Origin of the sequence: Saccharothrix sp. ST-888, from assembly GCF_000955975.1 — a bacterium.
In the GTDB taxonomy this organism is placed as follows: Bacteria; Actinomycetota; Actinomycetes; order Streptomycetales; family Streptomycetaceae; genus Kitasatospora.
Genome location: NZ_JYJF01000038.1, coordinates 15222 through 41512 on the forward strand (window position 1 = coordinate 15222; position 26291 = coordinate 41512).

The 26291-nt window shown below is 71.6% G+C and carries 22 protein-coding genes; 6 read left to right on the plus strand and 16 right to left on the minus strand.

Translation table 11 applies throughout. The features are described from left to right. Nucleotides 1–157 precede the first annotated feature (157 nt). The gene (locus UK12_RS14730; RefSeq protein ID WP_045303399.1) at nucleotides 158–2620 is read left to right on the plus strand and encodes a DNA gyrase/topoisomerase IV subunit A; all 2463 of its coding nucleotides are present in this window, start codon (nucleotides 158–160) and stop codon (nucleotides 2618–2620) included. 84 nt (nucleotides 2621–2704) lie between these two features. On the opposite strand, the gene UK12_RS14735 is transcribed toward UK12_RS14730, so the two are convergent. Beyond that, nucleotides 2705–2920 carry a hypothetical protein gene (locus UK12_RS14735; protein WP_156178729.1) on the minus strand — a complete coding sequence of 72 codons (216 nt, stop codon included), beginning with the start codon at nucleotides 2918–2920 and terminating at the stop codon, nucleotides 2705–2707. A 462-nt stretch (nucleotides 2921–3382) separates the two neighbouring features. Here UK12_RS14735 and UK12_RS14745 point away from each other — a divergent pair, with 462 nt between their 5' ends. Then, nucleotides 3383–4282 carry a sucrase ferredoxin gene (locus tag UK12_RS14745; RefSeq protein WP_045303402.1) on the plus strand — a complete coding sequence of 300 codons (900 nt, stop codon included), beginning with the start codon at nucleotides 3383–3385 and terminating at the stop codon, nucleotides 4280–4282. 51 nt (nucleotides 4283–4333) lie between these two features. Here the strand turns inward: UK12_RS14745 and UK12_RS14750 are convergent, their stop codons facing one another. Genes UK12_RS14750 through UK12_RS14760 form a run of 3 tightly spaced genes read right to left on the minus strand, consistent with a single transcriptional unit; the run spans nucleotide 4334 to nucleotide 7110 of the window. Next, nucleotides 4334–5389, minus strand: a complete 1056-nt coding sequence (locus UK12_RS14750) for an ABC transporter substrate-binding protein (RefSeq protein ID WP_045303403.1) — start codon at nucleotides 5387–5389, stop codon at nucleotides 4334–4336. Between the two features lie 55 nt (nucleotides 5390–5444). Next, nucleotides 5445–6302 carry an ABC transporter permease gene (locus UK12_RS14755; RefSeq protein ID WP_045303404.1) on the minus strand — a complete coding sequence of 286 codons (858 nt, stop codon included), beginning with the start codon at nucleotides 6300–6302 and terminating at the stop codon, nucleotides 5445–5447. Next, nucleotides 6292–7110 (minus strand): ABC transporter ATP-binding protein, encoded by an 819-nt coding sequence (locus tag UK12_RS14760; protein WP_045303405.1) that lies wholly within the window; start codon nucleotides 7108–7110, stop codon nucleotides 6292–6294. Before UK12_RS14760 ends, UK12_RS14755 begins: the two co-directional genes overlap by 11 nt. 353 nt (nucleotides 7111–7463) lie before the next feature. Here UK12_RS14760 and UK12_RS14765 point away from each other — a divergent pair, with 353 nt between their 5' ends. The 3 genes from UK12_RS14765 to UK12_RS14775 all read left to right on the plus strand — a co-directional run bounded on the left by UK12_RS14765 (nucleotide 7464) and on the right by UK12_RS14775 (nucleotide 10479). Further along, nucleotides 7464–9170: an ATP-binding protein gene (locus tag UK12_RS14765; protein ID WP_045303406.1), complete on the plus strand. Its 1707-nt coding sequence runs from the start codon at nucleotides 7464–7466 to the stop codon at nucleotides 9168–9170. Further along, complete coding sequence (locus UK12_RS14770) at nucleotides 9167–9856, plus strand: response regulator (RefSeq protein WP_045303407.1); 690 nt, start codon at nucleotides 9167–9169, stop codon at nucleotides 9854–9856. The genes UK12_RS14765 and UK12_RS14770 overlap by 4 nt, the downstream gene beginning before the upstream one ends. A 215-nt stretch (nucleotides 9857–10071) precedes the next feature. Beyond that, complete coding sequence (locus UK12_RS14775; RefSeq protein WP_045303408.1) at nucleotides 10072–10479, plus strand: hypothetical protein; 408 nt, start codon at nucleotides 10072–10074, stop codon at nucleotides 10477–10479. A 71-nt stretch (nucleotides 10480–10550) separates the two neighbouring features. Here UK12_RS14775 and UK12_RS14780 read toward each other — a convergent pair whose 3' ends face one another. The 6 genes from UK12_RS14780 to UK12_RS14805 form a co-directional block, all read right to left on the minus strand. Continuing rightward, nucleotides 10551–12155 (minus strand): solute symporter family protein, encoded by a 1605-nt coding sequence (locus UK12_RS14780; RefSeq protein ID WP_045303426.1) that lies wholly within the window; start codon nucleotides 12153–12155, stop codon nucleotides 10551–10553. A gap of 143 nt (nucleotides 12156–12298) precedes the next feature. Next, the gene (locus tag UK12_RS37305) at nucleotides 12299–12703 is read right to left on the minus strand and encodes a DUF485 domain-containing protein (RefSeq protein ID WP_197084861.1); all 405 of its coding nucleotides are present in this window, start codon (nucleotides 12701–12703) and stop codon (nucleotides 12299–12301) included. Nucleotides 12704–13013: 310 nt separating this feature from the next. Then, nucleotides 13014–13760: a response regulator transcription factor gene (locus tag UK12_RS14790; protein WP_045303410.1), complete on the minus strand. Its 747-nt coding sequence runs from the start codon at nucleotides 13758–13760 to the stop codon at nucleotides 13014–13016. 30 nt (nucleotides 13761–13790) lie between these two features. Then, nucleotides 13791–14951 carry a sensor histidine kinase gene (locus tag UK12_RS14795; RefSeq protein ID WP_045303411.1) on the minus strand — a complete coding sequence of 387 codons (1161 nt, stop codon included), beginning with the start codon at nucleotides 14949–14951 and terminating at the stop codon, nucleotides 13791–13793. Between the two features lie 31 nt (nucleotides 14952–14982). After that, the gene (locus UK12_RS14800) at nucleotides 14983–15465 is read right to left on the minus strand and encodes a CcdC protein domain-containing protein (protein ID WP_045303412.1); all 483 of its coding nucleotides are present in this window, start codon (nucleotides 15463–15465) and stop codon (nucleotides 14983–14985) included. A 145-nt stretch (nucleotides 15466–15610) separates the two neighbouring features. Further along, nucleotides 15611–17722 (minus strand): DNA gyrase/topoisomerase IV subunit B, encoded by a 2112-nt coding sequence (locus UK12_RS14805; protein ID WP_045303413.1) that lies wholly within the window; start codon nucleotides 17720–17722, stop codon nucleotides 15611–15613. A 520-nt stretch (nucleotides 17723–18242) separates the two neighbouring features. Here UK12_RS14805 and UK12_RS14810 point away from each other — a divergent pair. Next, entirely contained in the window at nucleotides 18243–18473 is a 231-nt protein-coding gene (locus tag UK12_RS14810) for a DUF7455 domain-containing protein (RefSeq protein WP_045303414.1), read from the plus strand. 178 nt (nucleotides 18474–18651) lie between these two features. Here the strand turns inward: UK12_RS14810 and UK12_RS14815 are convergent, their stop codons facing one another. From UK12_RS14815 to UK12_RS14840, 6 genes are all read right to left on the minus strand, one after another. After that, complete coding sequence (locus UK12_RS14815; protein ID WP_231591216.1) at nucleotides 18652–19518, minus strand: S1 family peptidase; 867 nt, start codon at nucleotides 19516–19518, stop codon at nucleotides 18652–18654. 203 nt (nucleotides 19519–19721) lie between these two features. Next, nucleotides 19722–21533, minus strand: coding sequence for an RNA polymerase sigma factor (locus UK12_RS14820; protein WP_331386650.1), 1812 nt, complete (start codon nucleotides 21531–21533; stop codon nucleotides 19722–19724). A 348-nt stretch (nucleotides 21534–21881) separates the two neighbouring features. Further along, a complete protein-coding gene (locus UK12_RS14825) occupies nucleotides 21882–22730 on the minus strand; it encodes a FadR/GntR family transcriptional regulator (RefSeq protein WP_269432015.1) in 849 nt (282 codons plus the stop codon). A gap of 235 nt (nucleotides 22731–22965) precedes the next feature. After that, a complete protein-coding gene (locus UK12_RS14830) occupies nucleotides 22966–23796 on the minus strand; it encodes a hypothetical protein (RefSeq protein ID WP_052681887.1) in 831 nt (276 codons plus the stop codon). Nucleotides 23797–23799: 3 nt separating this feature from the next. Then, nucleotides 23800–25134 (minus strand): ATP-binding cassette domain-containing protein, encoded by a 1335-nt coding sequence (locus UK12_RS14835; protein ID WP_052681888.1) that lies wholly within the window; start codon nucleotides 25132–25134, stop codon nucleotides 23800–23802. Between the two features lie 215 nt (nucleotides 25135–25349). Continuing rightward, nucleotides 25350–26093 (minus strand): NUDIX hydrolase, encoded by a 744-nt coding sequence (locus UK12_RS14840; RefSeq protein WP_045303430.1) that lies wholly within the window; start codon nucleotides 26091–26093, stop codon nucleotides 25350–25352. Nucleotides 26094–26291 lie beyond the last annotated feature (198 nt).

Consider the following 26291-nt stretch of genomic DNA (forward strand, 5'->3'; position numbering starts at 1 on the left):
TAGCCCTTGACGGTGGCTGTCAGCGGGAGGGTCCACAATGGGGGGCGCCGTGCCCCCGTACGGTTCGAGTCAGTTATCACAGGATCGACGCAGCCGACCGAGCAACCGACCGAGCAGCCGACCGAGCAGCCGACAGACACAAGGGAGCCCAGCCGCGATGGCCCGCCGTAGTTCGCCCACCCCGCCACCCGGAGATTTCGAGGAGCGGATCCTCGATGTCGACGTGGTCGACGAGATGCAGGGTTCCTTCCTGGAGTACGCCTACTCGGTGATCTACTCGCGTGCCCTGCCGGACGCGCGGGACGGCATGAAGCCGGTGCACCGCCGAATCCTCTACCAGGCCAACGAGATGGGCCTGCGCCCGGACCGGGCGCACGTGAAGTGCGCGCGTGTGGTCGGCGAGGTGATGGGTCGGCTGCATCCGCACGGTGATGCGTCGATCTACGACTCGGTGGTGCGCATGGCGCAGCCGTTCTCGATGCGGCTGCCGCTGATCGACGGTCACGGGAACTTCGGTTCGCTCGGCAACGACGATCCGCCGGCCGCGATGCGGTACACGGAGTCGCGGCTGACGGCGGCGTCGATGGCGATGGTGGAGTCGATCCACGAGGACACCGTCGACTTCGGGCCGAACTACGACGGCAGCGAGCAGGAGCCGACGGTGCTCCCGGCGGCGTTCCCGAACCTGCTGGTGAACGGCGCCTCGGGGATCGCGGTGGGTATGGCGACGAACATGCCGCCGCACAACCTGTCCGAGGTAGTGGCCGCCGCCCGGCACCTGATCAAGCACCCGACCGCGGACCTGGAGACGCTGATGCGTTTCATCCCGGGTCCCGATCTGCCCACCGGTGGGCGGATCGTGGGGCTCACGGGCATCCGGGACGCGTACGAGTCCGGCCGTGGCACGTTCAAGATCCGGGCGACGGCCTCGGTGGAGAGCGTCACCGCGCGCCGCAAGGGCATCGTGGTCACCGAGCTGCCGTACACGGTGGGCCCGGAGAAGGTGATCGCCAAGATCAAGGACCTGGTGGGCGCGAAGAAGCTCCAGGGCATCGCGGACGTCAAGGACCTGACGGACCGTGAGCACGGCCTGCGCCTGGTGATCGAGGTGAAGAACGGGTTCGTCCCCGAGGCGCTGCTGGAGCAGCTCTACAAGCTGACGCCGATGGAGGAGACCTTCGGCATCAACAACGTGGCGCTGGTGGACGGCCAGCCGCTGACGCTGGGTCTGAAGGAGCTGCTGGAGGTCTATGTCGACCACCGCTTCGAGGTGGTGCGGCGGCGCAGCGAGTTCCGGCGGCGCAAGCGGCAGGAGCGGCTGCACCTGGTCGAGGGCCTGCTGGTGGCACTGGTCGACATCGACGAGGTCATCGCGATCATCCGCTCCAGCGACAACGCCTCGCAGGCCAAGGAGCGGCTGATCGAGCGGTTCTCGCTGTCGGAGACGCAGACCGCCTACATCCTGGACACTCCGCTGCGGCGGCTGACCCGGTTCGACCGGGTGGAGCTGGAGGACGAGCAGCAGAAGCTGAACACCGAGATCGCCGAGCTGACCGAGATCCTGGAGTCGGACACCAAGCTGCGCAGCGTGGTGTCGAACGAACTGGGCGCGGTGTCCAAGCAGTTCGGCACCGAGCGGCGGACGGTGCTGCTGGAGGCGGGCGCGGTGCCGACCGCGGCGCTGTCGGTGCCGCTGGAGGTGGCGGACGATCCGTGCCGGGTGCTGCTGTCCTCGACCGGCCTGCTGGCGCGGACGGCGGACGGCGAGCCGCTGGAGCTGGCGGAGCCCTCGGGCAAGCGCGCCAAGCACGACGTGGTGGTGTCGGCGGTGCCGGCCACGGCGCGGGCCGATGTGGGCGTGGTGACGTCGATCGGCCGGGTGCTGCGGCTGCCGGTGATCGATCTGCCGGCGCTGCCGCCGACGCCTTCGCTCTCGCTGGCGGGCGGTGCCCAGGTGAGCGAGTTCCTGCGGCTGGAGGACGGCGAGCGGGTGCTGGCGCTCACGACGCTGGACGAGTCCTCGCCGGGTCTGGCGCTGGGCACGGTGCAGGGTGTGGTGAAGCGGGTGGTGCCGGAGTGGCCGGCGAACAAGGACGAGTTCGAGGTGATCGCCCTCAAGGAGGGCGACGAGCTGGTCGGTGCCGTGGAACTGCGGACCGGCGAGGAGGACTTGGTCTTCATCACCTCCGACGCGCAGTTGCTGCGCTACCAGGCGAACCAGGTGCGTCCGCAGGGCCGTCCGGCGGGCGGTATGGCGGGCATCAAGCTCTCGGACGGGGCCCGGGTGCTGTCGTTCACCGCGGTGGATCCGGCCGCGGACGCGGTGGTGGTCTCGGTGGCGGGCACGTCGGGGACACTGACCGGCGAGGCGCAGTCCTCGTGGAAGGTGACCCCGTTCGAGCAGTACCCGCGCAAGGGCCGGGCGACGGGCGGCGTGCGCTGCCAGCGCTTCCTGCGCGGTGAGGACGCGCTGGCGTTCGGCTGGGCGGGCGCGGCCCCGGCACTGGCCACGGCGGCCGGCGGGGTGCCGGTGGAGCTGCCCGAGCGCGACCCGCGCCGGGACGGCTCGGGTACGCCGGTGTCGAAGCCGATCGTGGCGGTGGCGGGCCCGGCCTGGTAACCCGGGCGAGGATCGATCCGGGCAGGGTCCCGGGGCGCAGGCTGCTGCGCCCCAGGGCCCTGCCCGGCTGCCGTCCGCCACCGGTCAGCCGAAGGCAGCCCGGACTCCGGCCGTGCTCGCGGGGTGCTGCTGCCCGGCGACGGTGCGTGGTGGCCCGTCGCCCAGGACCTGGACGGTCTCGGCGGGTTCGGAGAGCAGCGCGACGTGGTGCGGCAGCTCCGGGAGCGAGGGTGTGGTCAGCGACATCACCAGCAGCGAGGAGACCTCGGGGGGCGGCAGGTGGACGTCCACCCTGGCCATCGATATCGCGGTCGGCCGGCGGCTCGCCCTCGGCGGCCGGTGGCGGCGTCCACTGCAGACCGGTGAACCGGACGATCGCCGGCGCCGGCCAGGTCCGCGTACAGCTGCCGGACGGTCTGCCGCTGGTACCCGGTGCCGCCGGACCAGGTCTCGGCGGCGACCTCGCCGAGGTGGGCCCAGCGCTGCTCCTCGCTGAGGTGCATGCCCAGGTCGTGGAAGTGGACCGGGACTTCGAAGTCGAAGCCGGGTTCGGGCGCGGGCGGCTCGGGCCGTATCCCAGGCATGCCGGACCTCCGATGCCTGTCCGGTGACCGGCGTCAGGCTGATCCCGAACGGTCCTGCGGAGCGGGCGCTCAGCCCGTGCGAGGCCGCGATCGCGTGGATCCGCTCGTCCGACGGGCTCGGGCGGGCGCCGAAACGCCCGCCGCCACCGCCCGATCGCCCGCGGGTAGGGTTGCCGGGGTGAGCACCTGTACGACACTGTCGCGCGAACTGACCGAGCCGCTGGCCGCCACCGCCGCGACGGCCACCACCTGGCTGCTGATCGAGCAGAGCGGGCCGTGGGGAGCGAAGGCGCTCACCGAGAGCCACCTGGACACCGGGACCGGCCGGGCCCTGGACGCGGCCTGCGCGGGCACCGGGGTCCGGATCGCACTGATCCGCCGCCCCGGCCGGCACGCGGACTGCCTGCCGACAGCGGGGCACGAGGTGATCGTGGCGCACACGGCGCCGGGCCGCTCCTGGGTCCGGCGGGCCGTCGTGGCGGATCCGGCGGAGCTGCTGGGCCTGGACTTCACCGCGCTGGGCGGCGGTGAGCACGGCGGCTTCGGCACCGCCCACACCGGCGGCCCGATCGCGCTGGTGTGCACCAACGGCCGCCGGGACCGCTGCTGCGCGCTGCTGGGCCGACCGCTGGCGGCGGAGATCGCGGTGGCCGGGCACAGCGAGGTCTGGGAGGTGACGCATCTGGGCGGTCACCGCTTCTCGCCGACGATGCTGGTGCTGCCCTACGGCTACGCGTACGGGCGGCTCACCGCGGAGATCGCCAAGGAGGTGCTGGCGGCGACGGCCGCGGGACGCACGGTGCCGGAGTGGTCCAGGGGCCGCTCGCACTGGGACCGTCCGGGCCAGGCGGCGGAGCACGCCGTACGGCTGCTGACCGGCGAGACCTCGGCCGAGGCTCTGACGGTCCGCCGGACCGACGACGGGATCGAGGTCCGGCACACGGACGGACGCCGCTGGCTGGCCGACGTCGCCGAGCGGGCGAGCGAGCCGCCCCGCCCGGAGAGCTGCGGGAAGGCGCCCGGCACGCCGCCCCGGATGGACGTGGTCGCGCTCCGGGAGCTCCGGCAGCAGCCGTGACGGCCCATCACCCGCTGTCCGGAAGGTGCCGGGCCGCCACGGATCCCGGGCTCAGCCGGCCTTGTTGACGAACTCCGTCGTGTAGGTCCGGCCGAGGTCGATGGCGCCCTCCTTGCCCTTGACGTCCGGGTGGAAGGCGCCGAGCACGGCGAGGACGGTCCCGGGTCCGTCGGACGGCATCACCCCGTCAGTGGTGAACATCGGCAGGGTGGCCCTGATCGCCTCCGCGTACTGCTCGGCACCGCCCTGCGCGTAGTCGGCCGGCATCTTGGCGGCGATCTCGGCGGGGGTGTGGGTGGACATCCACTTGAGGGTCTTGACGAAGGCGTTGGCCAGTCGCTGGTTGGTGTCCTTGTTCCGGTTCACCCAGTCGGTGTTCATGTAGAGCGAGGAGGACGGGTAGAGCCCGCCGAGTGCGGCGCGCGAGCCCTCGGGGGTGCGCATGTCGTAGAGCACCGTGCCGATCTTCTTGTCCAGGATGGTGGCCACGGTCGGGTCGGTGGTCATCCCGGCGTCGATGCTGCCCTGCTGCATGGCGGCGATGAAGGTCTGTCCCGCACCGACCGAGATCGGGCTGAACTCGCTCACCGCGACACCGTTCTTGACGGCCAGGTACTTGGTGAGGAAGTCGGTGGAGGAGCCGATGCCCGTGACGCCCAGCTTCCTGCCCTTGAAGTCGGCAGCGCCCCTGATCGCGTCCGCCTGCTTGGCGGAGACCACCTCGACCTCGCCGGGTGCCTGCGCGAACTGCACCACGGACTCCACGTTCTTGCCCTTGGCCTGCAGGTCGATGGTGTGGTCGTAGAAGCCGACGGCCCCCTGGACGTCCCCGGCGAGCAGCGCCGTGGTGGCGTTGACCCCGGCGGGCTCGCTCATCAGCTCGACGTTGACCCCGGCCTCGGCGAAGAAGCCGAGCCGCTGGGTGAGCATCGCGGGCAGGTAGATGACCTTGTCCAGGCCACCGACCATGATCTTCACCTTCGGACCGTCGACGCCGGGGCCTGCGGGGGCGGCCCCGGTGTGCGAGGAGGAGGCCGCGTCGTTGGCGCAGGCGGTCAGGGGCAGGAGCAGCACGGCGGCGACGGCGGCTGCGGCGGTTCTGCGCATGGAATGGCCTTTCTTGGCAAAGTGGTTCGGCGCAAGGGGGTTCGGCGCAAGGGGTTCAGCGGCCGTCGCCGGAGTCGGCGGGCTTCCACCGGAACAGGCGCTTCTCGGCGAAGGTGAGCAGGCCCTCGGTGAGCAGGGCGACCACGGCGAGGATGGTCATCGCGGCGTACACACCGGCCGCGTTGAAGGTGCCCTGGGCCGCCGCGACCAGCAGGCCGAGGCCCTTGGTGGCGCCGATGTACTCACCGACGATGGCGCCGATCAGGGCGAAGCCGAAGCTGACGTGCAGGCTGGTGAAGATCCAGGTGGTGGCGGCGGGGACGACCACCTGCACGGTCACCTGCCGGTCGCGGGCACCCAGGATGCGCGCGTTGGCGACCAGGTTGCGGTCGACCTCGCGGGCACCCTGGAAGGCGTTGAAGAAGACCGGGAAGAAGACCAGCACGACGGCCGAGGCGACCTTGGAGGCCGGCCCGAGGCCGAACCAGATCAGGAAGATCGGCGCGAGCACGATCCGCGGGATCGCGTTCAGCACCTTGATGTACGGGCCGAACACGTCTGCGAGGAAACGGATCCGGCCGAGCGCGATGCCGAGCAGCACACCGCCGACCACACCGATGACCCAGCCGCTCAGCGCCTCGTAGAGGGTGTAGCCGATCTGCTCGCCGAGCGAGCCCTGCGCGGTGCCGTGGGTGATCCACTGCCAGATCTGGTCCCGGATCCGGGACGGCTGGGAGAAGTTGAACGGATCGACGACCCCGGTGCGGGCAGCCAGCTCCCACAGTCCGAGGAAGGCGGCCAGCACGCCGGCGCGCGCCGCGTGCACGGTCAACTTCCGGTTGCGGGCGGCTCGTTCACGCACCTCGGTCCGGGTGGTGGCGGCGGGGGTCCGGACGGCACTCTCAAGCGGCACGACCCGCTCCTCTCTCACGGGTGATCCGCACCTCTTCGCCGAGCGAGGCCCAGATCTCGCGGTACAGCTCCACGAAGCGGGGCTCCAGCCGGACGGCCTCGACGGTGCGCGGACGGGGCAGGTCGACGGTGAAGACCTCCTTGACGGTGGCGGGGCCCGCCGTCATCACCACCACCCGGTCGGCGAGGGCGATCGCCTCGTCCAGGTCGTGGGTGACGAAGACGACCGAGGAGCCGGTACCGGCCCACAGGTCGAGCAGCTGGTCCGACATCAGGGCCCGGGTCTGCACGTCGAGCGCCGAGAACGGCTCGTCCATCAGCAGGATCCTCGGGTCGTTGACGAAGGTCTGGGCGAGTGCGACGCGCTTGCGCATGCCGCCGGAGAGCTGGTGCGGGTAGCGGTCCTCGAAGGCGGCCAGGCCCACCCTGCCCAGCCAGTCCCTGGCCCGCGCCCGGGCCTCGTTCGCGGGCACGCCCCGGAAGCGCGGACCGGCCATCACGTTGGACAGCACGGTCCGCCAGGGGAAGACCGCGTCCTGCTGGAAGACGAAACCGACCTGCGCGTTGATCCCCTCGACCGGCACCCCGGCCACCCTGACCTCGCCCTCGGTGGGCTCCTCCAGGCCGCTGACCAGGGTCAGCGTGGTGGACTTGCCGCAACCGGTCGGCCCGACCACGGCCACGAACTCGCCCTCGGCGACGGCCAGATCAAGGTCCCGTACGGCGGTGTGCAGGGCGCCCGAGGGTGTCCTGAACCGCTTGGTCGCACCGGTCAACTCGATCGCCGGCACTGTTCCAGCCTGTTTCATCGGCCCTCGTCTCGTCCTGGTTCCGTGCTGTGCTCCGGGAGGTTAGGAGCGGCCGAGGGCCCGGCGGGAGTCTTGCGGGCGTACTACGGCTTTCGGGCGTTGAGGGCTGTTCTGCTCGTTTTGCTTCCGCTACAACAGCGGAGCAGGGCTGACAGAAACACGGCCGAAACATAGGGTGTGCGTCCCGCACCCGACTGCTAGGCACTGCCCGGCGGGGCGACCCCTCATCGGCGCGAGAACCGCGCGGGTGACCCGGCACCTCGGTGGCGGGCGCGTCGCACCGGTCCCCGTGCCCCGGGCGGTGCGACCGGGGCAGGCCCGGCGACAAGGGCAGGACGAGAGGAGAGCCAGCCATGAGGCGTCCGCACTGGCCCCGCCGGGTCTTCGCCCAGCTGCTGCTCAGCCAGACGGTGGTCACGGTCGGCGTCACCGCCGTGACGGCCGGGCTGTTCCTGGCCCCGGTCAGCCGCGAGCTGGACCGCGACGCGATGCAGCGGGCCCTGTCGATAGCCCAGTCCACGGCCGCCGACGAGTCGATCGCGCGGGCCGCCTCCGCCCGGGACACCGCGGCCGTGCAGCGCAACGCCGAGCAGATCCGCCTCGCCACCGGTGCCAGCTTCGTGGTGGTGACCGACACCGTCGGCATCCGGCTCTCGCACACCGACCCGGCGAAAATCGGACAGCGGGTCTCCACCGACCCCGAGCCCGCGCTGCACGGCGAGAACGTGACGGCGATGCAGGAGGGCACCCTCGGCCGCACCGCGCGCGGCAAGGTACCGCTGCGGCTGGCCGACGGCCGGATCGTCGGCGAGGTCTCGGTCGGGATCAGCGACGACTCGATCCGTCGTCGGCTGCTGGGCATGGTCGCGGGCATTCTGCTCTGCGCGGGCGCCGGTCTGGCCGCGGGCACGGTGGCCACCCTGGTGCTGGCCAGGCGCCTCAAGCGGCGCACCCACAACATCGCCGTCGCCGACATCTCGGCGCTGCTGGTCGAGCGCGAGGCGATGCTGCACGGCATCCGCGAGGGCATGGTCGCCCTCGACGCACGCGGGCGGATCCGGCTGGCCAACGACGAGGCCGTCCGGCTGCTCGCCCTGCCCGAGGACTGCACCGGCCGCCCGATCGACGAAGTGCTGCCGCCCGGACGGCTGGCCGAGGTGCTCACCGGACGGACCGAGGGCGCCGACTTGCCGGCCGTCCGCGACGACCGGGTGCTGGTGGTCAACCGGATGGCCACCGCCGACGGCGGCGCCGTGGTCACCCTCCGGGACCGCACCGAGCTAGAGTCGCTGGTCCGCGAACTGGACAACACCCGCAGTCTCACCGAGGCCCTGCGCGCCCAGGACCACGAGCACGCCAACCGGCTGCACACCCTGCTCGGCCTGCTGGAACTCGGCCGGCACGAACAGGCGGCGGAGTTCATCTCCGAGCAGTCGGGCTCGCACGCCGCCCTCGCGGCCCGGATCGCCGAGCAGGTCCAGGACCCGCATGCCGCCGCGCTGCTCGCGGGCAAGGCGGCGGTGGCCGCCGAACGCGGCATCCGGCTGACCGTCACCCCCGACAGCCACCTGCCGGACACGGCCGTCGACCCGCGCGCCGTGGTGACCGTCCTGGGAAACCTGGTCGACAACGCGCTGGACGCGCTCACCGGCGGCACGGTCGAGGTCACCCTGCGGGCGAGCGGCGCGACCCTGCTGATCGAGGTGGCCGACAGCGGGCCCGGCATCCCCGCCGAGCTGCGCGAGCGGATCTTCGAGGAGGGCTGGAGCAGCAAGGACGCACCCGCGAACCGTCCGCGCGGCCTCGGCCTGGCCATGGTCCACCGCCTGGTCGAACGCGGCGGCGGACGGATCGAGGTCGGCGCGGGCCCGCTCGGCGGCGCCCGGTTCACGGTCCACCTGCCCGAGGCCCTGCACGCCCCCGCCACCGCCCCGGCCCCGTCCGGCTGCGCGCCGACCCACCTCGCGCCGGGCGCCGGTGGGGACCCGGCCCTGCCGAGGCCCGAACACCTGCGCTCCCGGCCCCAGGCCGTGATCCCCCTGCTCGTGGAGGCACCGTGATCGACGTACTCGTGGTGGACGACGACTTCCGGGTCGCCGAGGTGCACGCCGCCTATGTGGCGAAGGTCCCCGGCTTCCGGGTGGCCGGCCGGACGCACAGCGCCGCCGAGGCACTGGCCGCCCTCGAACGCCGACCGGTCGACCTGGTCCTGCTGGACCACCACCTGCCCGACGAGAACGGCCTGGCCCTGGTCCGCCGGATGCGCGCGGCCGGGATCGGCTGCGACGTGATGATGGTGACCGCCGCCAGGGACGTCTCCACCGTGCACGCCGCGATGCAGCACGGCGCGCTCCAGTACCTGGTCAAGCCGTTCACCTTCGCCGGCCTGCGGGAGAAGCTGGTCGCCTACGCGGAGCTGCGCCACGCACTGGCCGGACCGGCCGCGCGCGAGACCTGCCAGGACGAGGTGGACCGGATGTTCGCCACCATGCGAAGCGCCGCTCCCCCCACCGCCACGCTCCCCAAGGGCCACTCGGCGCCCACCACCGACCTGGTGCTCGGTGTTCTCCGGCGGGCCGGCTGCCCGCTCTCCGCCCAGGAGGTCGCCGACCAGTCCGGGCTGAGCCGCTCCACCGCCCAGCGCTACCTGAAGCAGCTGGAACGCGACAACCGCCTGCGGCTGAGTCTGCGCTACGGCGGCACCGGCCGCCCCGAGCACCGCTACGTGCTGCCGTCCCGCGCCTGACGGCCGGCAGCCGGAGAGCGAAAGCCGAAGGGCGTCGGCCGGAGATCGACAGCCAGCACCCGACGCGGACCTGACAGAAATGCTCGAAACTGGTTACTCTTCTCACACCAACCGGTCACCAAACGTGATGTAACCCATAGTGACTGTCGCGTTACATGGATGAAATAGTCGGCAGCGCAAGCACCTTCGGCTCTGATTCAAAGGAGAACAGTGCCATGATCTCGCGTATCGCAGGTCTGGTCGTAGGCACGGCGGCAGTCCTCGCTGCGGCGGCGGGCCCCGCGCTCGCCGCCCCGGCGGCCTCGGAGGCCGTCAACCCCGCCTGCCTGGCGGCCCTGAACCGGCCCTGTGCCTGGCAGCAGCCGAACACCACCGGCACCGGAATCATCGGTTCGGCCCGGGTCGACGCCGTCGACGACCAGCTGACCCTGCTCCGGGTGGAGGTGAGGATCCAGCGCGCCTGGGGCAGCCCCTGGCAGACGGTCGCCTCCTCCACCATGATCCGCAGCGGCTCGATACAGCTGTCCACCCCCGCGGTGGTGACCGACTACCGCACCATGGTCTGCGCCACCGGCGGCCCGGCGGAGAGCGCCGAGCAGCAGGTCACCATCTGTACGCGCTGACACCTCGGGGGCGCGGGACCGGACACCCGGTCCGGCCCCGCGCCCCCGACCGTCGGTGGCCGAGCGGACCGCTACGCGGCGCCCGCTCCGGTCAGCGAACGGACCTCCAGCTCCGCGTACCGATCGGCATCGGCGGCCTCCGGCGAGGTCACGGTGCCGGCCCAGCCCGCCAGGAAGCCCATCGGGATGGAGACCAGCCCGGGGTTCTCCAACGGGAACCAGTGGAAGTCCACACCTGGGAAGAGGGCCGACGGCGCCCCGGACACCACCGGCGAGAACACCACCAGCAGGACCGCGGGGACCAGCCCCCCGTAGACCGACCAGACCACGCCGCGAGTGGTGAAGCGGCTCCAGAACAGGGTGAAGAGCAGGGTCGGCAGGTTGGCCGAGGCGGCCGCCGCGAAGGCGAGACCGACAAGGAAGGCCACGTTCAGCTGCTGGGCGAACAGGCTCAGCACAATGGCCGCCGCCCCGATCACCACGGCCGCCACCCGAGCCGCCACCACCTCCTGGCGATCCGTCATCTCCCGGCTCCCGGGCCGCCGCCAGGCCCGCGCGTAGAGATCGTGGGCGAAGGCGGCGGAGGAGGCCAGGGTGAGTCCGGCGACCACGGCCAGGATGGTGGCGAAGGCCACCGCCGAGATCAGCGCGAACAGCACCACTCCCCCGGTGCTGCCCGAACCGCCGCCCAGATCCAGGGCGAGCAGCGGGACCGCGGTGTTGCCCGCCGGGTTGGCGGCCCGCACGGTCTTCGCGCCGATCACGGCGGTGGCCCCGAGACCGAGCACGATGGCCATCAGGTAGAAGCCCCCGATCAGGCCGATCGCCCACATCGTGGAGCGCCGGGCGGCCCGGGCCGTCGGCACCGTGTAGAAGCGGGACAGGATGTGCGGCAGACCGGCCGTGCCGAGCACCAGGGCGAGGCCGAGGCTGAAGAAGTCCAGCCGACTGGTCGCGCTCGCACCGTACTTGAGCCCGGGCTCCAGGTACGCCTGGCCGACGCCGCTGCCCCGGGCGGCGGCCCGCATCAGCGCGAACAGGTCACCGTGGAAGCGGGCCAGTACCAGCACGGTGAGCAGCGCGGCGCCGACCAGCAGCAGTCCGGCCTTGACGATCTGGATCCAGGTGGTGGCCCGCATCCCGCCGACCGTCACATAGATGATCATCAGTGCGCCGACCGCGACGATGGTCAGCGTCTTGGCGAGGCCGCTGTTGGTGCCGAGCAGCAGGGCGACCAGGCTGCCCGCGCCGACCATCTGCGCGATCAGGTAGAGCAGGGTGACGACCACCCCGGCCGTACCGGCGGCGGCCCGCACCGGGCGCTGGCGCATCCGCAGGGCCAGCACGTCGGCCAGGGTGTAGCGGCCGGCGTTGCGGACCAGTTCGGCGACCAGCATCAGCACCACCAGCCAGGCGACCAGGAAGCCGATGCTGTAGAGCACGCCGTCGTAGCCGTAGAGGGCGATCAGGCCGGTGACGCCGAGGAAGGAGGCGGCGGAGAGGTAGTCCCCGGAGAGCGCGAAGCCGTTCTGGAGCGAGGTGAAGCCGCGCCCGCCGGTGTAGAAGTCCTCGGCGGCCTGGCCGCGCCGACCGGCCCAGAGCGTGATGCCGAGGGTGATCAGGACGATGACCGCGAACAGGACGATCGCCAGTTCGTGGTGCGCCCCGGTGGTCAGCGTCCCGACGACGGAGTGTGCCGACGCCGGCGCGGGCGCCGGGTGCGGCGGCACCGTGGTGAGCGGCGCCGGGTGCGGCGCGAGGTACGGGGCGGCGGGCTGGGCGGTCGTGCCGTGCACCGCGTGAGGGTCCGGGGTCGGAGTCATCGCAGCTGGTCCTGGGTGTCCCAGCGGAGCCCGAGCGCGGCCCGGTCGCGCTTGTCGCGGGCGTTCCTGGCGTAGAGCCAGGTGATCGCGAAGGTCGAGGCGAACTGCAGCAGGGCGAGCAGCCAGGCGACGTTGAGCGGACCGGCCACCCGACCGTGCATCAGCCCGGGGGCAGCGGCCTGTGCTCCGAGGTAGAGCAGGTACCAGAGCAGGAACGCCGCGGTGGCGGGGAAGACGAAACCGCGGTAGCCGCGCCGGATGTCCTGGAACGGCGCGCTGGCCTGCACCGCCCGGTAGACCTCGGCGGCACCGGTTGCCGACCCCGCCGACGCCATCGACCCCACCGTCACCGCCGAGGCCGGGCCGACGGCCGGTGGCGTGTCCGGCAGTGGCAAGTCCACCGGCGACGGTTCCGCGGGCGCGGCCGCCGCGGGACGCCCCGGTGCGAGGCGCCCCACCGGTGACCGGAGGACCGCCTTGCGCCCGGTGGGCTCTGCCGCCCACCAGTCGAACCTCTCCTGCTGTGCCACTGCTGCTCCTGGACCTACGACACCGCGCGGGGGCTGCGACGTCGGTGTGGGGTGGTGCAGGCGGCGGAGGGTGAGGATGCGGTTCCGCGCACCCGCTGACCGCACCATGATGGTGCCCTTGCGCACACTCTTACGGCCAGTTGCAGATACGTTCACCCGATCAGGTGAGCAAAACGTCAGCTTACGAACGGCGTCTAATCCCATGGGTGAACGCGTACGCCACCGCCTGCGCGCGGTCCCGGACCGCGGTCTTGGCGAAGAGGTTGTTGATGTGCGTCTTCACCGTCGCCTGGCTGACGAAGAGCTCCCGCGCGATCTCGGCGTTGGACAGCCCGTCGGCGATCAGCGCCAGCACCTCGGCCTCCCGGACGGTGAGCCCGTCGGGCAGCTCGGCCCGCGCCGCCGGCTTCGACTCGCCCGGTGCGGGCCCGCGCTGCCCGGCGGCGTCCGGCGCAGGCGCCTGCGACAGCCGCTCCAGCAACCGCAGCTGCACCTGCGGCGAGAGCCCGGCCGCGCCGGAGCGGACGTCCGCGATGGCCCGGGCGATCTCCTCGCCGCCGGCGTCCTTGGTCAGGTACCCGCGTGCGCCGGCCTGCAGGGCGGGGAAGAGCGAGGCGTCGTCGGCGAAAGTGGTGAGCACCACGACCTCGGTGTGCGGGTACTCGGCCCGGATCCGCCGGGTGGCCTCGACGCCGTCGCAGCGCGGCATCCGAAGGTCCATCAGCACCACGTCCGGGGTCTGCTCGGCCACCAGCCGCACGGCCTCCTCGCCGTCGGCCGCCGCACCGACCACCTCGATGCCCGGCAGCAGCCCCAGCAGCATCACGATCCCCTCGCGCACCACCGTCTGGTCGTCGGCCACCACCACCCTGGCCGGCCTCCCCCGGCCGCCGGCCCCGGGTGCCCCCGCCTCGTTCCGCTCAGTCATGCCCCGGCCCCGTTCGCTCCTCGGCCCCACTCACGCCGGTACCCGCAGCAGCACGCGCCACCCTCCGTCCTCCGGGCCCGCCAGCAGTTCACCGCCGAGCAGTTCGGCGCGTTCGCGCATCCCCAGCAGACCGTACCCACTTCCACTGACAGCCAGCTCTCCCGACCCCGCGCCACGCGGTGGACGGGTGTTGCGCACCTCCAGCTCCACGCTGCCCACCAGGTATGCGAGCCGTACCGTGGCGCGGCTGCCGGGCGCGTGCTTGCGGACGTTGGTGAGCGCCTCCTGGGTGGTGCGCCGGATCGCCAGCGCGGCCTCGGCGACCAAGGGCCTGGCCGTGCCCTGCACGGTGAGCACCGCGCCCTCCTGACCGGTCAGCTCCACCAGGTACTCCCCCACCGGCGTGAACTCGCCACGCAGCGCCGACAGCGCCTGCCGGGTCTCGGCCAGGCCGTCCTGGGCCATCCGCCGGGCCGCCACCACCCGTTCCCTGACCTGCTCGCGCTCGGCCCCGCCGTCCAGCATCAGCCGGGCCGCCTCCAGGTGGACCAGCTGTGCGGAGAGGCTGTGCGCCAGCACGTCGTGGATCTCCCGCGCGATCCTGGCCCGTTCGGCCAGTGCCGCCGACTCGGCCCTGGCCGCATGCGCGGCCCGCTCCTGGGACAGCATCCGCTTCGCGTTGGCCCGGGCCTCGGCGTCCAGCCGCAGCAGATACCCGAGCAGGGCCAGACCGCCGACCGTGCTGGCGGTGCTCAGCCAGCTGTCCCAGCTCACCAGGGTGTACGCGCCGAAGGTGACGGTCGCCGCCACCGCGGCCACCCCCAGCGGCAGCCGGACCAGTGCGATGACCCCGAGGCCGAGCCAGAGGACGTCCGACAGCGGGACGGCGTGCTGCCACTCGGCCAGCGAGGCGAGGGCAAGCAGCCCGACCGTGGCCGCGACGGCGGGCCCCAGCCGCTGGGCCCGGGTGAACCGGAAGAACGCCACCGCGAGGACGACCGCCGCCAGGATCTCCGCTCCCACCGCGACCGTCGCCCAGAACCCGAAGTGGCCGCGTGAGAAGGTGCCCCAGATCATCACCGTCAGCAGCACCAGCCGGGTGGCCACCGAGATGAGTCTCCGGGGCGTGCTCTGACGGTCGTCGACCAGCCCCTCCCGCGACGGCCAGCGGGCCCACTCCTGCAACGGCACGGACGGTCCTCCCACGACTCGGGCCGCCGGCTCAGACGCCGACGAGACCACAGGGCTGCTCCAGGCTACGGGCCCGCCAGTCCACCACCAGACCGCGGACCAGGAGCAGCGCGGCGAGGCTGAGCAGCAGCGCGTTGCTGCCCTGGTGCACGTGGAGTGCCGAACCGAGGGCGTAGAGACCGATCCGGATGGCGACCATGCCGCCCCAGGCGGCGAGGGTGACCTTGGTGCCCTGGGCCCAGACGGCGCCGTCACGGTCGCGCCAGAGCCGGACGGTCCAGCCCCAGACCGACCCCATGGCGAGCACCGCGACGACCGAGGCGACGAGCAGTCCGACCGACTCGGACCGGTGTGCCGAGTCGATCAGCCCGGGGCCGCGCAGCGCGACGACCGCGAGGATCGCCGGCAGCAGCCAGAACCGGCGCTCGGTGTCGAGCTTGCGGGCTCGCAGCTGACGGCTGACGACCAGAGCCATCACGGCGACCGCGATCAGGACGTTGGCGAGGGAAGACATCGGGTTCTCCGACCGGACGACGGTGATTCCTTGACACCCTCGACGCTACGGAGCGCGGGCCTCCCGGTCCTCGGAGCCAGGGTTGATCCGCACGACGGAGGGGCCCTCCACCCGTAGGTGGAGGGCCCCTCGGTACGGGCACGCGTCAGGCGTCGATGCGCGAGCGGTCCAGGGTGGCGGCCGAGTCCACGATGAACTCCCGGCGGGGCGCGACCTCGTTGCCCATCAGCAGGTCGAAGATCCGCTCGGCCTGCTCCAGGTCGCCCAGGTTGATCCGGCGCAGGGTGCGGTGGCGCGGGTCCATGGTGGTCTCGGCCAGCTGGTCGGCGTCCATCTCGCCGAGGCCCTTGTACCGCTGCACCGGCTCCTTCCAGCGCTGCCCCTTGCGCTGGAACTCCAGCAGGGTGCTGCGCAGTTCGGCGTCGGAATAGGTGTAGTGGTACTTCTCCTGGCCGCGCTTGGGGCTGGTGAGCTCGATCCGGTGCAGCGGCGGGACGGCGGCGAAGACCCGGCCCTGCTCGACCATCGGCCGCATGTAGCGCTGAAAGAGCGTCAGCAGCAGGCAGCGGATGTGCGATCCGTCGACGTCGGCGTCGGCCATGAAGATGACCTTGCCGTAGCGGGCCTGGTCGATGTCGAAGGACCGGCCCGAACCGGCCCCTATCACCTGGATGATCGAGGCGCACTCGGCGTTCTTGAGCATGTCGCTCACGGACGCCTTCTGCACGTTCAGGATCTTGCCGCGGATCGGCAGCAGTGCCTGGAACTCCGAGTTGCGGGCCAGCTTGGCGGTGCCGAGCGCCGAGTCGCCCTCGACGATGAAGAGTTCGCTGCGCTCGACGTCGTCACTGCGGCAGTCGGCCAGCTTGGCGGGCAGCGAGGAGGTCTCCAGTGCGGTCTTCCGGCGCTGCGCCTCCTTGTGCTGGCGCGCGGCAACCCGGGTACGGGCGGCGGCCACCACCTTCTCCAGGACCGCCCGGGCCTGGACCTTCTCGTCCTTCTTGGTGGAGCTCAGGAAGGCCTTGAGCTCCTTGGCCACCACGGCGGCGACGATCCGGTTGGCCGCCGAGGTGCCGAGCACCTCCTTGGTCTGGCCCTCGAACTGCGGCTCGGCGAGCCGGACGGTGACCACGGCGGTGAGGCCCTCGGTGGCGTCGTCCTTGGTGATGTCGTCCTCGGCGACCCGCAGCAACTTGGCTGCCCGCAGCACCTCGTTGACGGTCTTGGCCAGCGAGCGCTCGAAACCGGTGACGTGGGTGCCGCCTTTGGGGGTGGCGATGATGTTGACGAACGGGCGCAGCGTGTAGTCGTAACCGGCGCCCCAGCGCAGCGCGATGTCCACCCCGAGGTGGCGGGTGACCTCGGTCGGGGTCATGTGGCCGAGCTCGTCCAGGACCGGGACGGTCTCCTTGAAGCTGCCCTCGCCGCGCAGTCGCAGCACGTCGCAGACCGGCTTGTCGGGGGCCAGGAACTCGGTGAACTCGCCGATGCCGCCGTCGAACCGGAAGGTGGCCTCCTCGACCTTCTCGCTCTCCGTGAGGCGTTCGTCACGGACCACGATGGTGAGGCCGGGGACCAGGAAGGCGGTCTGCCGGGCCCGGTTGTGCAGGCTCTCCAGCGAGAGCTTGGCGTCCTTGAGGAAGATCTGCCGGTCGGCCCAGTAGCGGATCCGGGTGCCGGTGCGGCCCCTGGGCGCCTTGCCCTTCTTGGTGAGGCCGCTCGCCGCGTCGAAGGGTGCGTCCGGGCTGAGTTCGGTGAAGATGCCGGGGGTCCCGCGCCGGAAGCTGATCGCATGGGTGTGGCCGCTGCGGTCCACCTCGACGTCCAGGCGGGCCGAGAGCGCGTTGACCACGGAGGCGCCGACGCCGTGCAGACCGCCGGAGGCGGCGTACGAGCCACCGCCGAACTTGCCGCCCGCGTGCAGCTTGGTCATCACGACCTCGACACCGGACAGGCCGGTCTTCGGCTCGACGTCGACCGGGATGCCGCGGCCGTTGTCGCGGACCTCGACCGAGCCGTCCTCGTGCAGCAGCACCTCGATCCGGTCGCAGAAGCCACCGAGCGCCTCGTCCACCGAGTTGTCGATGATCTCCCAGAGGCAGTGCATCAGACCGCGACTGTCCGTTGACCCGATGTACATACCCGGACGCTTACGGACGGCCTCGAGGCCCTCCAGGACGAGCAGATGCCGAGCGGTGTAATTGGAACCGTCGTCTCCGGCCAACAAGCCGGACGGCACGGTTTTTTCAGCGCTCACGCGGTGCTCCTCATTGAAGTTCTGATCCCGTCCGGCTTCCGCCCGACGCTCGACTGACTTCCGACCCGGTCACCGGGCCGACTCGCACAGTGTTCCCAATGCCTGAGACACAGGTGGCCCGGCCCGCGCAGCTTGTACGCGCTGCGCGAACAAGACCTGCGCCGAGGACCGGGGCTCGGGAGCGCCATCTCCACCTGCCCCCAAGGGTCCTGGCGGACCGCGACGCGAACAACAGGCGGCGGAACTGCTGCGATGCAGGCTACCGGTGCCTGGGACGGGGCTTATGCTCCAACCCAGCAGAGGATTATGCTACGCGGACCTCGACCTCGCTTCGTTAGGACGTTCGAGGGCTGAAGCGGATCCTGGGAATCGGTACGCATGAACCACCGGCGCCCTGGGCACGTCCTCAGCAACAACACAGCAGAATCCTCAGAGAAGAAAAGCCACGAGCGGGAACGATTTCGGCCTGGTTGGATGTTGACCCTGGTACGACAGCTCGTCGAGCTAGAGAAGAGGCGACGTGACTACTGTTCTGACACCTGCGAGCCCGCTCACCGCGGCTGACCGCTGCGACCGCTGCGGCGCCCAGGCATACCTGCGCGTCGTACTCGCAAGCGGCGGAGAGCTGCTCTTCTGCGCCCACCACGGCCGGAAGTTCGAGCCCGAGCTCAAGAAGATCGCCGTCGAGATACAGGACGAGACGGGTCGCCTTTCGACGACCGCCGCCTCGGCCGACGACGACGAGCGCTGACCTCGACGCTCGCCCGGCGAGCTGAGTCGAGCCAGGCCGACAACAGCCGGACGGCAGGCCCCGCAAGGGGTTTGCCGTCCGGCTGCGGCTTTTCCAGACACCCCCGGCGAACTGACGACATGTCGGAGAGTGCGCACTCCGACACCCAGGGTCAGCCATTGCGCACATGGTGTGCCCGTCAGATCACCGAGTGCAGCCAGTCCGAGACCGCCGCCACCCGGGTGTAGACACCGGGGTGGTTGACATCGGCACAGCCGGCGCCCCAGGAGACCAGCCCGGCCAGGCGACCGGCGACCACCAACGGGCCGCCGCTGTCGCCCTGGCAGGCATCCTTGCCGCCCTGTTGCTCCCCGGCGCAGACCATCCCCCTGGCGTCGAACATCCCGTCCGGGCCGCCCGGGTAGGCATGCGCGCAGATCTCGTCCGCGATGATCGGCACCTCGACGCTGCGCAGCGTGTTCGAGTAACTACCGTCCCCCTTGGTGTCACCCCAGCCGAAGACCTGCGCCCGGACGCCCGGCGTGTACGGCTCCGTCTCGCCCGGCGCCAGATAGTCGAGGACGGCGGTGGCCGGCTGGGGCTCGGCAAGCGTGAGGACCGCCACATCCTGCATGTTGGCCGCGTAGGCGTAGTTCGGGTGGATCCGCACCTCGCGGACCTCGACCTCCCTGCCGTCCCGCCGGGTGAGGTCGTCCCGGCCGATGATCACCCGCAGCCCGGGACGGTCCACCCGGTGGCCGTTGCTCTCGGCGTAGAAGCAGTGCGCGGCCGTCACCACCTTGGTCGGCGCCACCAGGGCGCCGCCGCAGAACTGCCCGGACCGAGCGTTTCCGTACTCCCGGCGACTGGACAGCGCCACCATCCACGGGTGGGTGGCGGTGGTGACCGCCCCACCGCCCACGACCCGCCGCTGCGCCGCGGCGGGCACGGCGGCGGAGAGTGCGATCAGCGGGACGGGGAGGGCGGCGAGCAGCGCCAGGGCCACCGCCCGGCGGCGACGCCTGCGGGGCAGCACGGCCGGATGGGCGTCCAGGATGGGCAGCACCGGTTTCTCCAGACAGGTTCGGCGGCAGGCAACCGGCACAGCGTATGTGATCGACTACGCAAAGTGCCGACGCCCGCCACCGCACCACCCTGACGAGGGATCCGACGCGCGGCCGGATGACGGGTGCCCGTCGGCCCGCCGTGTCCGGACATGCCGAGGGGCCCGGAGCACAAGGCTCCGGGCCCCTCGGGGACGATCCGAGATCAGTCCAGGTAGTCGCGCAGAACCTGGGAACGCGACGGGTGGCGCAGCTTGGACATGGTCTTCGACTCGATCTGGCGGATGCGCTCACGGGTGACCCCGTAGACCTTGCCGATCTCGTCCAGCGTCTTCGGCTGACCATCCGTCAGACCGAAGCGCATCGAGACCACGCCGGCCTCGCGCTCGCTCAGGGTGTCGAGCACCGAGTGCAGCTGCTCCTGGAGCAGGGTGAAGCTGACCGCGTCGGCCGGGACGACCGCCTCGGAGTCCTCGATCAGATCACCGAACTCGCTGTCGCCGTCCTCACCCAGCGGGGTGTGCAGCGAGATGGGCTCGCGGCCGTACTTCTGGACCTCGATGACCTTCTCCGGGGTCATGTCGAGCTCCTTGGCCAGCTCCTCCGGGGTGGGCTCGCGGCCCAGGTCCTGGAGCATCTGGCGCTGGACGCGGGCCAGCTTGTTGATGACCTCGACCATGTGCACCGGAATACGGATGGTGCGGGCCTGGTCGGCCATCGCGCGGGTGATCGCCTGGCGGATCCACCAGGTGGCGTAGGTGGAGAACTTGTAGCCCTTGGTGTAGTCGAACTTCTCGACCGCACGGATCAGACCGAGGTTGCCCTCCTGGATCAGGTCCAGGAAGAGCATGCCGCGGCCGGTGTAGCGCTTGGCCAGCGAGACCACCAGGCGGAGGTTGGCCTCCAGCAGGTGGTTCTTGGCACGGCGGCCGTCCTCGGCGATGATCTCCAGCTCGCGCTTGAGCTTCGGTGCCAGCTTGTCGGCGGCGCTGAGCTTGTCCTCGGCGAACAGGCCGGCCTCGATGCGCTTGGCGAGCTCGACCTCCTGCTCGGCGTTGAGCAGCGGGACCTTGCCGATCTGCTTCAGGTAGTCCTTGACCGGGTCGGCGGTGGCACCGGCAACGGCGACCTGCTGAGCGGGCGCGTCGTCCTCGTCGTCGTCGGAGAGGACGAAGCCCTCCGACTCCTCCTCCGGCGCGTCGCCCTCGGCCTTGTCGCCGGGCAGCGCGGCGTCCTCGAGCAGCTCCTCCTCGCCGAGCAGCTCCTCGTCGCCCTTGCCCTTGGCGGCGGTCTTCTTGGCAGCGGTCTTCTTGGCCGGCGCGGCGGCCTTCTTGGCCACGGCCTTCTTCGCGGGGGCAGCGACCTTCTTGGCCACGGCCTTCATCTCGGTGACCTCGACGCCCTCCACCATCGTGACCTCGGTGGTGGACACCACCGCGGCGACGGCCGGGACAGCCGGGGTCGCAGCAGGGGCGATCCGCACCGGGGGACGGGTGGGGGCAGTCGGGGTCCGAGTGGTGACAGCCTTGGTCGCGGTGCGCTTGGTGGTGCTCTTGGCGGCAACGCTCTTGCGCTTGGACCCGGCAGGTTCAGCAGCGCTGACCATCAGGTCCACCCCTTCCTCAATCAGCACCTGGTTGAGGCTGCGCATGACGTTCTTCCACTTGGTGACCGGGATCTGGTCTGCCTCGAACGCCTGGCGCACGTCGTCACCGGCGATCTGCCCCTGGGCCTTGCCCCGCTCGATGAGCGCGAGCAGAGCCGCGGACTCGGCGATCTCGGGGGGAAGCGAACGGGATGTGCTGGCCGACACGAACAACCTCTCGGACGATGAGTGGACTCGAACCCCGTACCTGGCCGCCCGAGGGGGCGGGGAAAGAACACGCGGCAGCGCGCGGTGTCGATTCCGGCCGGCTCGGGGTTTGAGGACTGGGTCTGTAGGACGGCAGCAGCGCCGCAGACCAACACAGCATTCTGACACTGGCTGGTATTCCGGAGCTGCTTCCGCTCCGTACACATCGCTGCCGCACCTCAAGTGTTACGCATGGCCATCGTGTCGCCGGTCACACCGGTGTTTCGGCACGAGCACGGCCCTCCGGCTGCCTCGGACGGCTGAGCGACCGCAGCGGTCCGGGGACTGCGGCGGTCGCGAAGCTCGGGCGGTTCAGCCGAAGGGCCATGGGTGCCATTGTCCCTGGAGGTGCCCGGTCCCGGCGGTGCGACCCTGCCCACTTCGGCCCGGCCGGGTCGGCGCCCCTTCGGGCAGGCCCGTCGGGCTTGGACTCGTCGGGCGGGCCCTGGCAGGCAGGCCCAGTCGGACCTGGACCCGTCGGGGCGGTGCTCGGCCGGGCGGCGCCCCGTCGGGTCAGTGCTCGCGCGGTCCCGGCACCGAGGGCTCGATCTCCGGGTGGACGGTGAGCAGCGCCCGGACGGCCGCCTCGGCGGCGGTGCCGTCCCCGGTGCCGAGCGCGTCGACCAGGCGGGTGTGCAGGCCGACCGAGGAGTCGGACGGCCGCTCACAGGTGGTCGCCGTGCCCCCGGAGACCTGCAGGGCGCAGGCGACGATCCCGGAGAGGTGCTCCAGCATCCGGTTGCCCGCCAGCTGCAGGACCAGCGCGTGCAGCTCGGCGTCGGCCCGGCCGAAGCTGACCAGGTCGCCCTGGGCGCCGGCGTGGCCCATGACCTCGGTGAGCTCCACCAGCCGCTGCTGGATGTCCTCCCGGCCGTGTCCGGCCGCGAGACGGGCGGCGAGCGGCTCGATCGCCCAGCGGAGCTCGAACAGCTCACGGCGCTGCTCGTCCCGCTGCGGCCCGAAGGCCCGCCATTCGATGATGTCGGGGTCGAGCAGGTTCCAGTCGCTGACCGGGCGGACCCGGGTGCCGACGTTCGGCCTGGCACTGACCAGGCCCTTGGCCTCCAGCACCCGCAGCGATTCACGGACGACGGTGCGGGAGACCTCGAACCGCTGGCCGATCTCCTCGGGGACCAGCGGACGGTCGGCGCCCAGGTCGCCGGAGACGATCATCTGGCCGAGTTGCTGGACCAGCTGGCCGTGGAGGCCACGGCCACGGCTGCTGGTGGTCTTCCGGCCGACCCGGGTGAGGTCGGTCTCCGCGCCTTCCCAGCGAGGCACGGGCGGGGTGGGCCGATCGGCGTACGAGAAGCGGTCCAGCTCGCCGGCGCCGACAGGGTCTGCCGATCGAGCTGCGGTCATGGTGGGGTGCGCAAGGGTACTCACACGTCCTTTGTCGGCGATCGGCGGGGCTGGCTTGAGAATTCTCGTGAAAAGCACACGAAAGGGTGATCGCCCATGATCGGATAATTGACTTCTTATCAGGCAGAAAGCGCTTGTTTCGATCTCTTCCCTCCGCCGGCCCTGACGGGCTGCCACCGAGCCCGTCCGTCCGGCCCGGCGACGAGCGCTGCGCCGGGCCGGACGACAGTGACCGTCAGAGGGCCCGACGCCGGGCCTGCACCACGAGGCAGGCGACCAGGAGTGCCGCCGCCGGGGCGAGCGAGGCCGCCAGGAACACCGGCTGCAGCACCGACTGCAGCTCGGGGCTCAGCGCCGGACCGAGCGTCGGAGCAGTGCCCTGGGGCGTGACTCCCAGCCAGTCCAGCCCGTACTGGAACGGCAGCAGCTCACGGACCTGATCCGGCAGCGGCCGTCCCACCTGGCGGAGCGCCAGCACGAGCGCGGGCTCCAGCAGCGCGGGGAGCGCGCAGAGGATGAGCATCCCTGCGGCCGCACTGCGCACCAGCGAGGTCGTCAGCACCCCCGACCAGCCGGCCAGCACCACCAGGGCCCCGAACACCGCGAGCGCCCGACCCGCGGCCAGCAGGCTCGGGACGTCCCCGGCGAACAGCTGCCCGGCGTCCACCCGCAGCGGGAGCGCGAAGCGCAGCACCACGACGTCCAGCACGATGGTGGCCACCGCGAGCGCCACCGCGAGCAGGCCGATCACCGCCAGCTTCCCGGCCAGCAGCCCGATCCTGCGCCGGTACGCGACCTGCGAGGCCGCCAGACCGGGGTGCCGGACCTCGTGCCCGTACGAGAGGGCTCCCAGAGCGCCCGCCCCGAGCGCGGCGATCGGGAGCGGCAGCAGCGGGACGATCGCGGTCAGCGAACGGACGGCTGCGGACACCGAGAGAGTCCCCGACGGCAGTTGATGGGCGATCACCGCGGCCACGGCGGCATCGCCGAGCAGCACCGCGGCGAGGACGCACCAGGTGGAACGGAGGCCGCGCAGTCGCCGCAGCTCGTAGGCAAGGACTCGCACGATTCACTCGCTCCGGTGGTGGTCGAGGCCGGGCAGGGGCTGGGACAGCACGATGGGCTCGGGCTCCGGCCCCGGTGTCGGCACGGACACCGACGGCGGCGCCGCCGCCCGGTCGGCCTGGGTCGGGCGGCTGACCAAGGACCGCCCCGCCGACTGATCCACCGGCTGGCCTCCGGCCCGGCCGGACTGCCTGCCGAGTGCTCGGCTGCCCATAGGCCGTCCAGGCTGTCCGATCACCGGCTGGGCCGATGCGGTGCTCCTGGGTCCGACCAGCTCTCCGCCGGTGGCCTGCGCGTCCACCGGAAGGGTGTCCGGCGTCGGGGCGTCATCGGGCTGCGCTGCGGACTGTCCTGTGGGTTGTTCTGCGCGGTGAGCTGCGGGCTTCGCCGCGACTCTTGCTGCGGCTCTTGCTGCAGGCCGGAGTTGGACATGGCCCGATCTGTCCGAGGCGGACGGCAGGCTCAGGTGCGGGACCAGCTGCTCGACCACCCGGTCGGACAGCTCGTGCAGCAGAATGCCGTTCCGGTAGGCGAGCTCGCCGATCTCGGTGCGGTCGATGCCGCTCACCGCGATCCCGGCGCCACCGTCCCGCCGGACCTGAGCCCCCTGCCCGGCGAGCAGGTCGGCCAACCGGGCCATCTGCGGGCCGCGGACGGATACCTCCGGGTGCAGTCGTGTCCGGCGGAACTCCACCGCCTGCTGGTCCGCGAGCAGCCGCCCCTGGTCCAGTGTGATCACCCGGTCCGCCAGCACCGCTGCCTCCTGCGGGGTGCGGGTGGTGACCAGCACCGTCCCGCCCGAGGCCGCGAAGGAGCGCAGGAACGAGTGGAGCCACTCGACGTTCCGGGGTGACAGGCCCTCGGTGGGGGCATCGAGCAGCAGGGTGTGCGGGGAACCGAGCAGGGCTGCGGCAAGAGCCAGTCGCCGGTGCATACCGGGCGAGAAGCTGCGCAGCCGGTGGGACGAGACCGCGGCCAGCCGGGTCTGGTCCAGCAGCTCATCGGCTCGGGCGGACGGTACCCCGACTGCTCCGGCCAGCATCTTCAGGTGGTTGCGCGCTCGGCGCCCCGGATGCCCCGCCAGCGGACGCCCGCCGGGGAGCAGCACACCGACCTCCCGCTCGGGACGGCGCAGCCTGCGGTAGGTGCGCCCGTCGAACAGCGTGATGCCCGATCCGCGCTCCAGTTCCACCATGAGCCGCAGGGCGGTGGTCTTCCCCGCGCCCTCGGCTCCCAGTAGCGCGGTGACCACGCCGGGACGGGCGTCGAAGGTCAGGTCCAGCAGAGCCGGTGGGCGGCCCCGACGGTAGACCTTGGTCAGTCCGGTGATCTGGATCATCGATGCCTGCTCCCACGTCTTCGGCCGACCGGGTCCGCGGGCATCGCGATTGGTCTCCGGGTGCGTGCCCGCGCCAGCACACTAGGGCGCACCATCGGATATTTCGGGCATTACGAATGCATCGTGCACGGTGTGGCCGCGCAGCTCACTCAATCAGGCGACAGCTACGACAGATGATCAGTTCACCAGGGCCCACCCGGCGTCGGGCCGACCCGTCAGGACTCCGGACGGAGCATCGGCGGGTTGAGGACAGTCGCCCCACCCGCCTTGAAGAGCTGCGCGGGACGGCCGCCCTGACGGGTCGTGGTGCTGCCGGACGGCACCAGGAAGCCCGGGGTGCCGGTGACCTTGCGATGGAAGTTGCGCGGATCCAGGGCCACGCCCCAGACAGCCTCGTAGACCTGGCGCAGCTCACCGACGGTGAACTCAGGCGGGCAGAACGCGGTGGCGAGCGAGGAGTACTCGATCTTGGACCGGGCCCGCTCCACACCGTCGGCGAGGATCCCGCCGTGGTCGAAGGCCAGCGGCACGCCCGCGTCCGGACCCTGTCCGATCAGCTCGGCGACCAGCGCCCAGCGAGCACTGCGGGCGTCCCCGCCCGGGCGCGGGGTGGGCAGGTCGGGGGCGAGCGCCAGGTGCGCCACGCTGACCACCCGCATCCGGGGGTCGCGTTGAGGGTGGCCGTAGGTCGCGAGCTGCTCAAGGTGCGCACCGGCCGAACCCTGGCCCGGGGTGGAGTGGGCGCGCAGTCCGGTCTCCTCGGCAAGCTCTCGGGAGGCCGCTTCGGCCAGGCCCTCGTCCGGGCGGACGAAGCCGCCGGGCAGCGCCCAGTACCCCTGGAACGGAGGCTCGCCACGGCGTACCAGCAGTGCGCACAACGCGTGCTCCCGCACCGTCAGCACCACCAGGTCGACCGTGACAGCGAACGGGGGGAAGGCCGACCGGTCATAACGCGACATGGCGACGATCATAGTCGTCTTTCTGACGATAAGCACAGGGTTGGGCAAGGACAGACCGGACAGGTCTGTCGGACTGCACCATCGCGCCCCTCCCCAGCTCGCAGACCACACTGCCCCACCGACTCGTCACTGCCCCGCCGGCTCCTCCACCACTCCCAGCCCAGGCCTCACCTCGTCACATCACCTCGACTCTGCCCG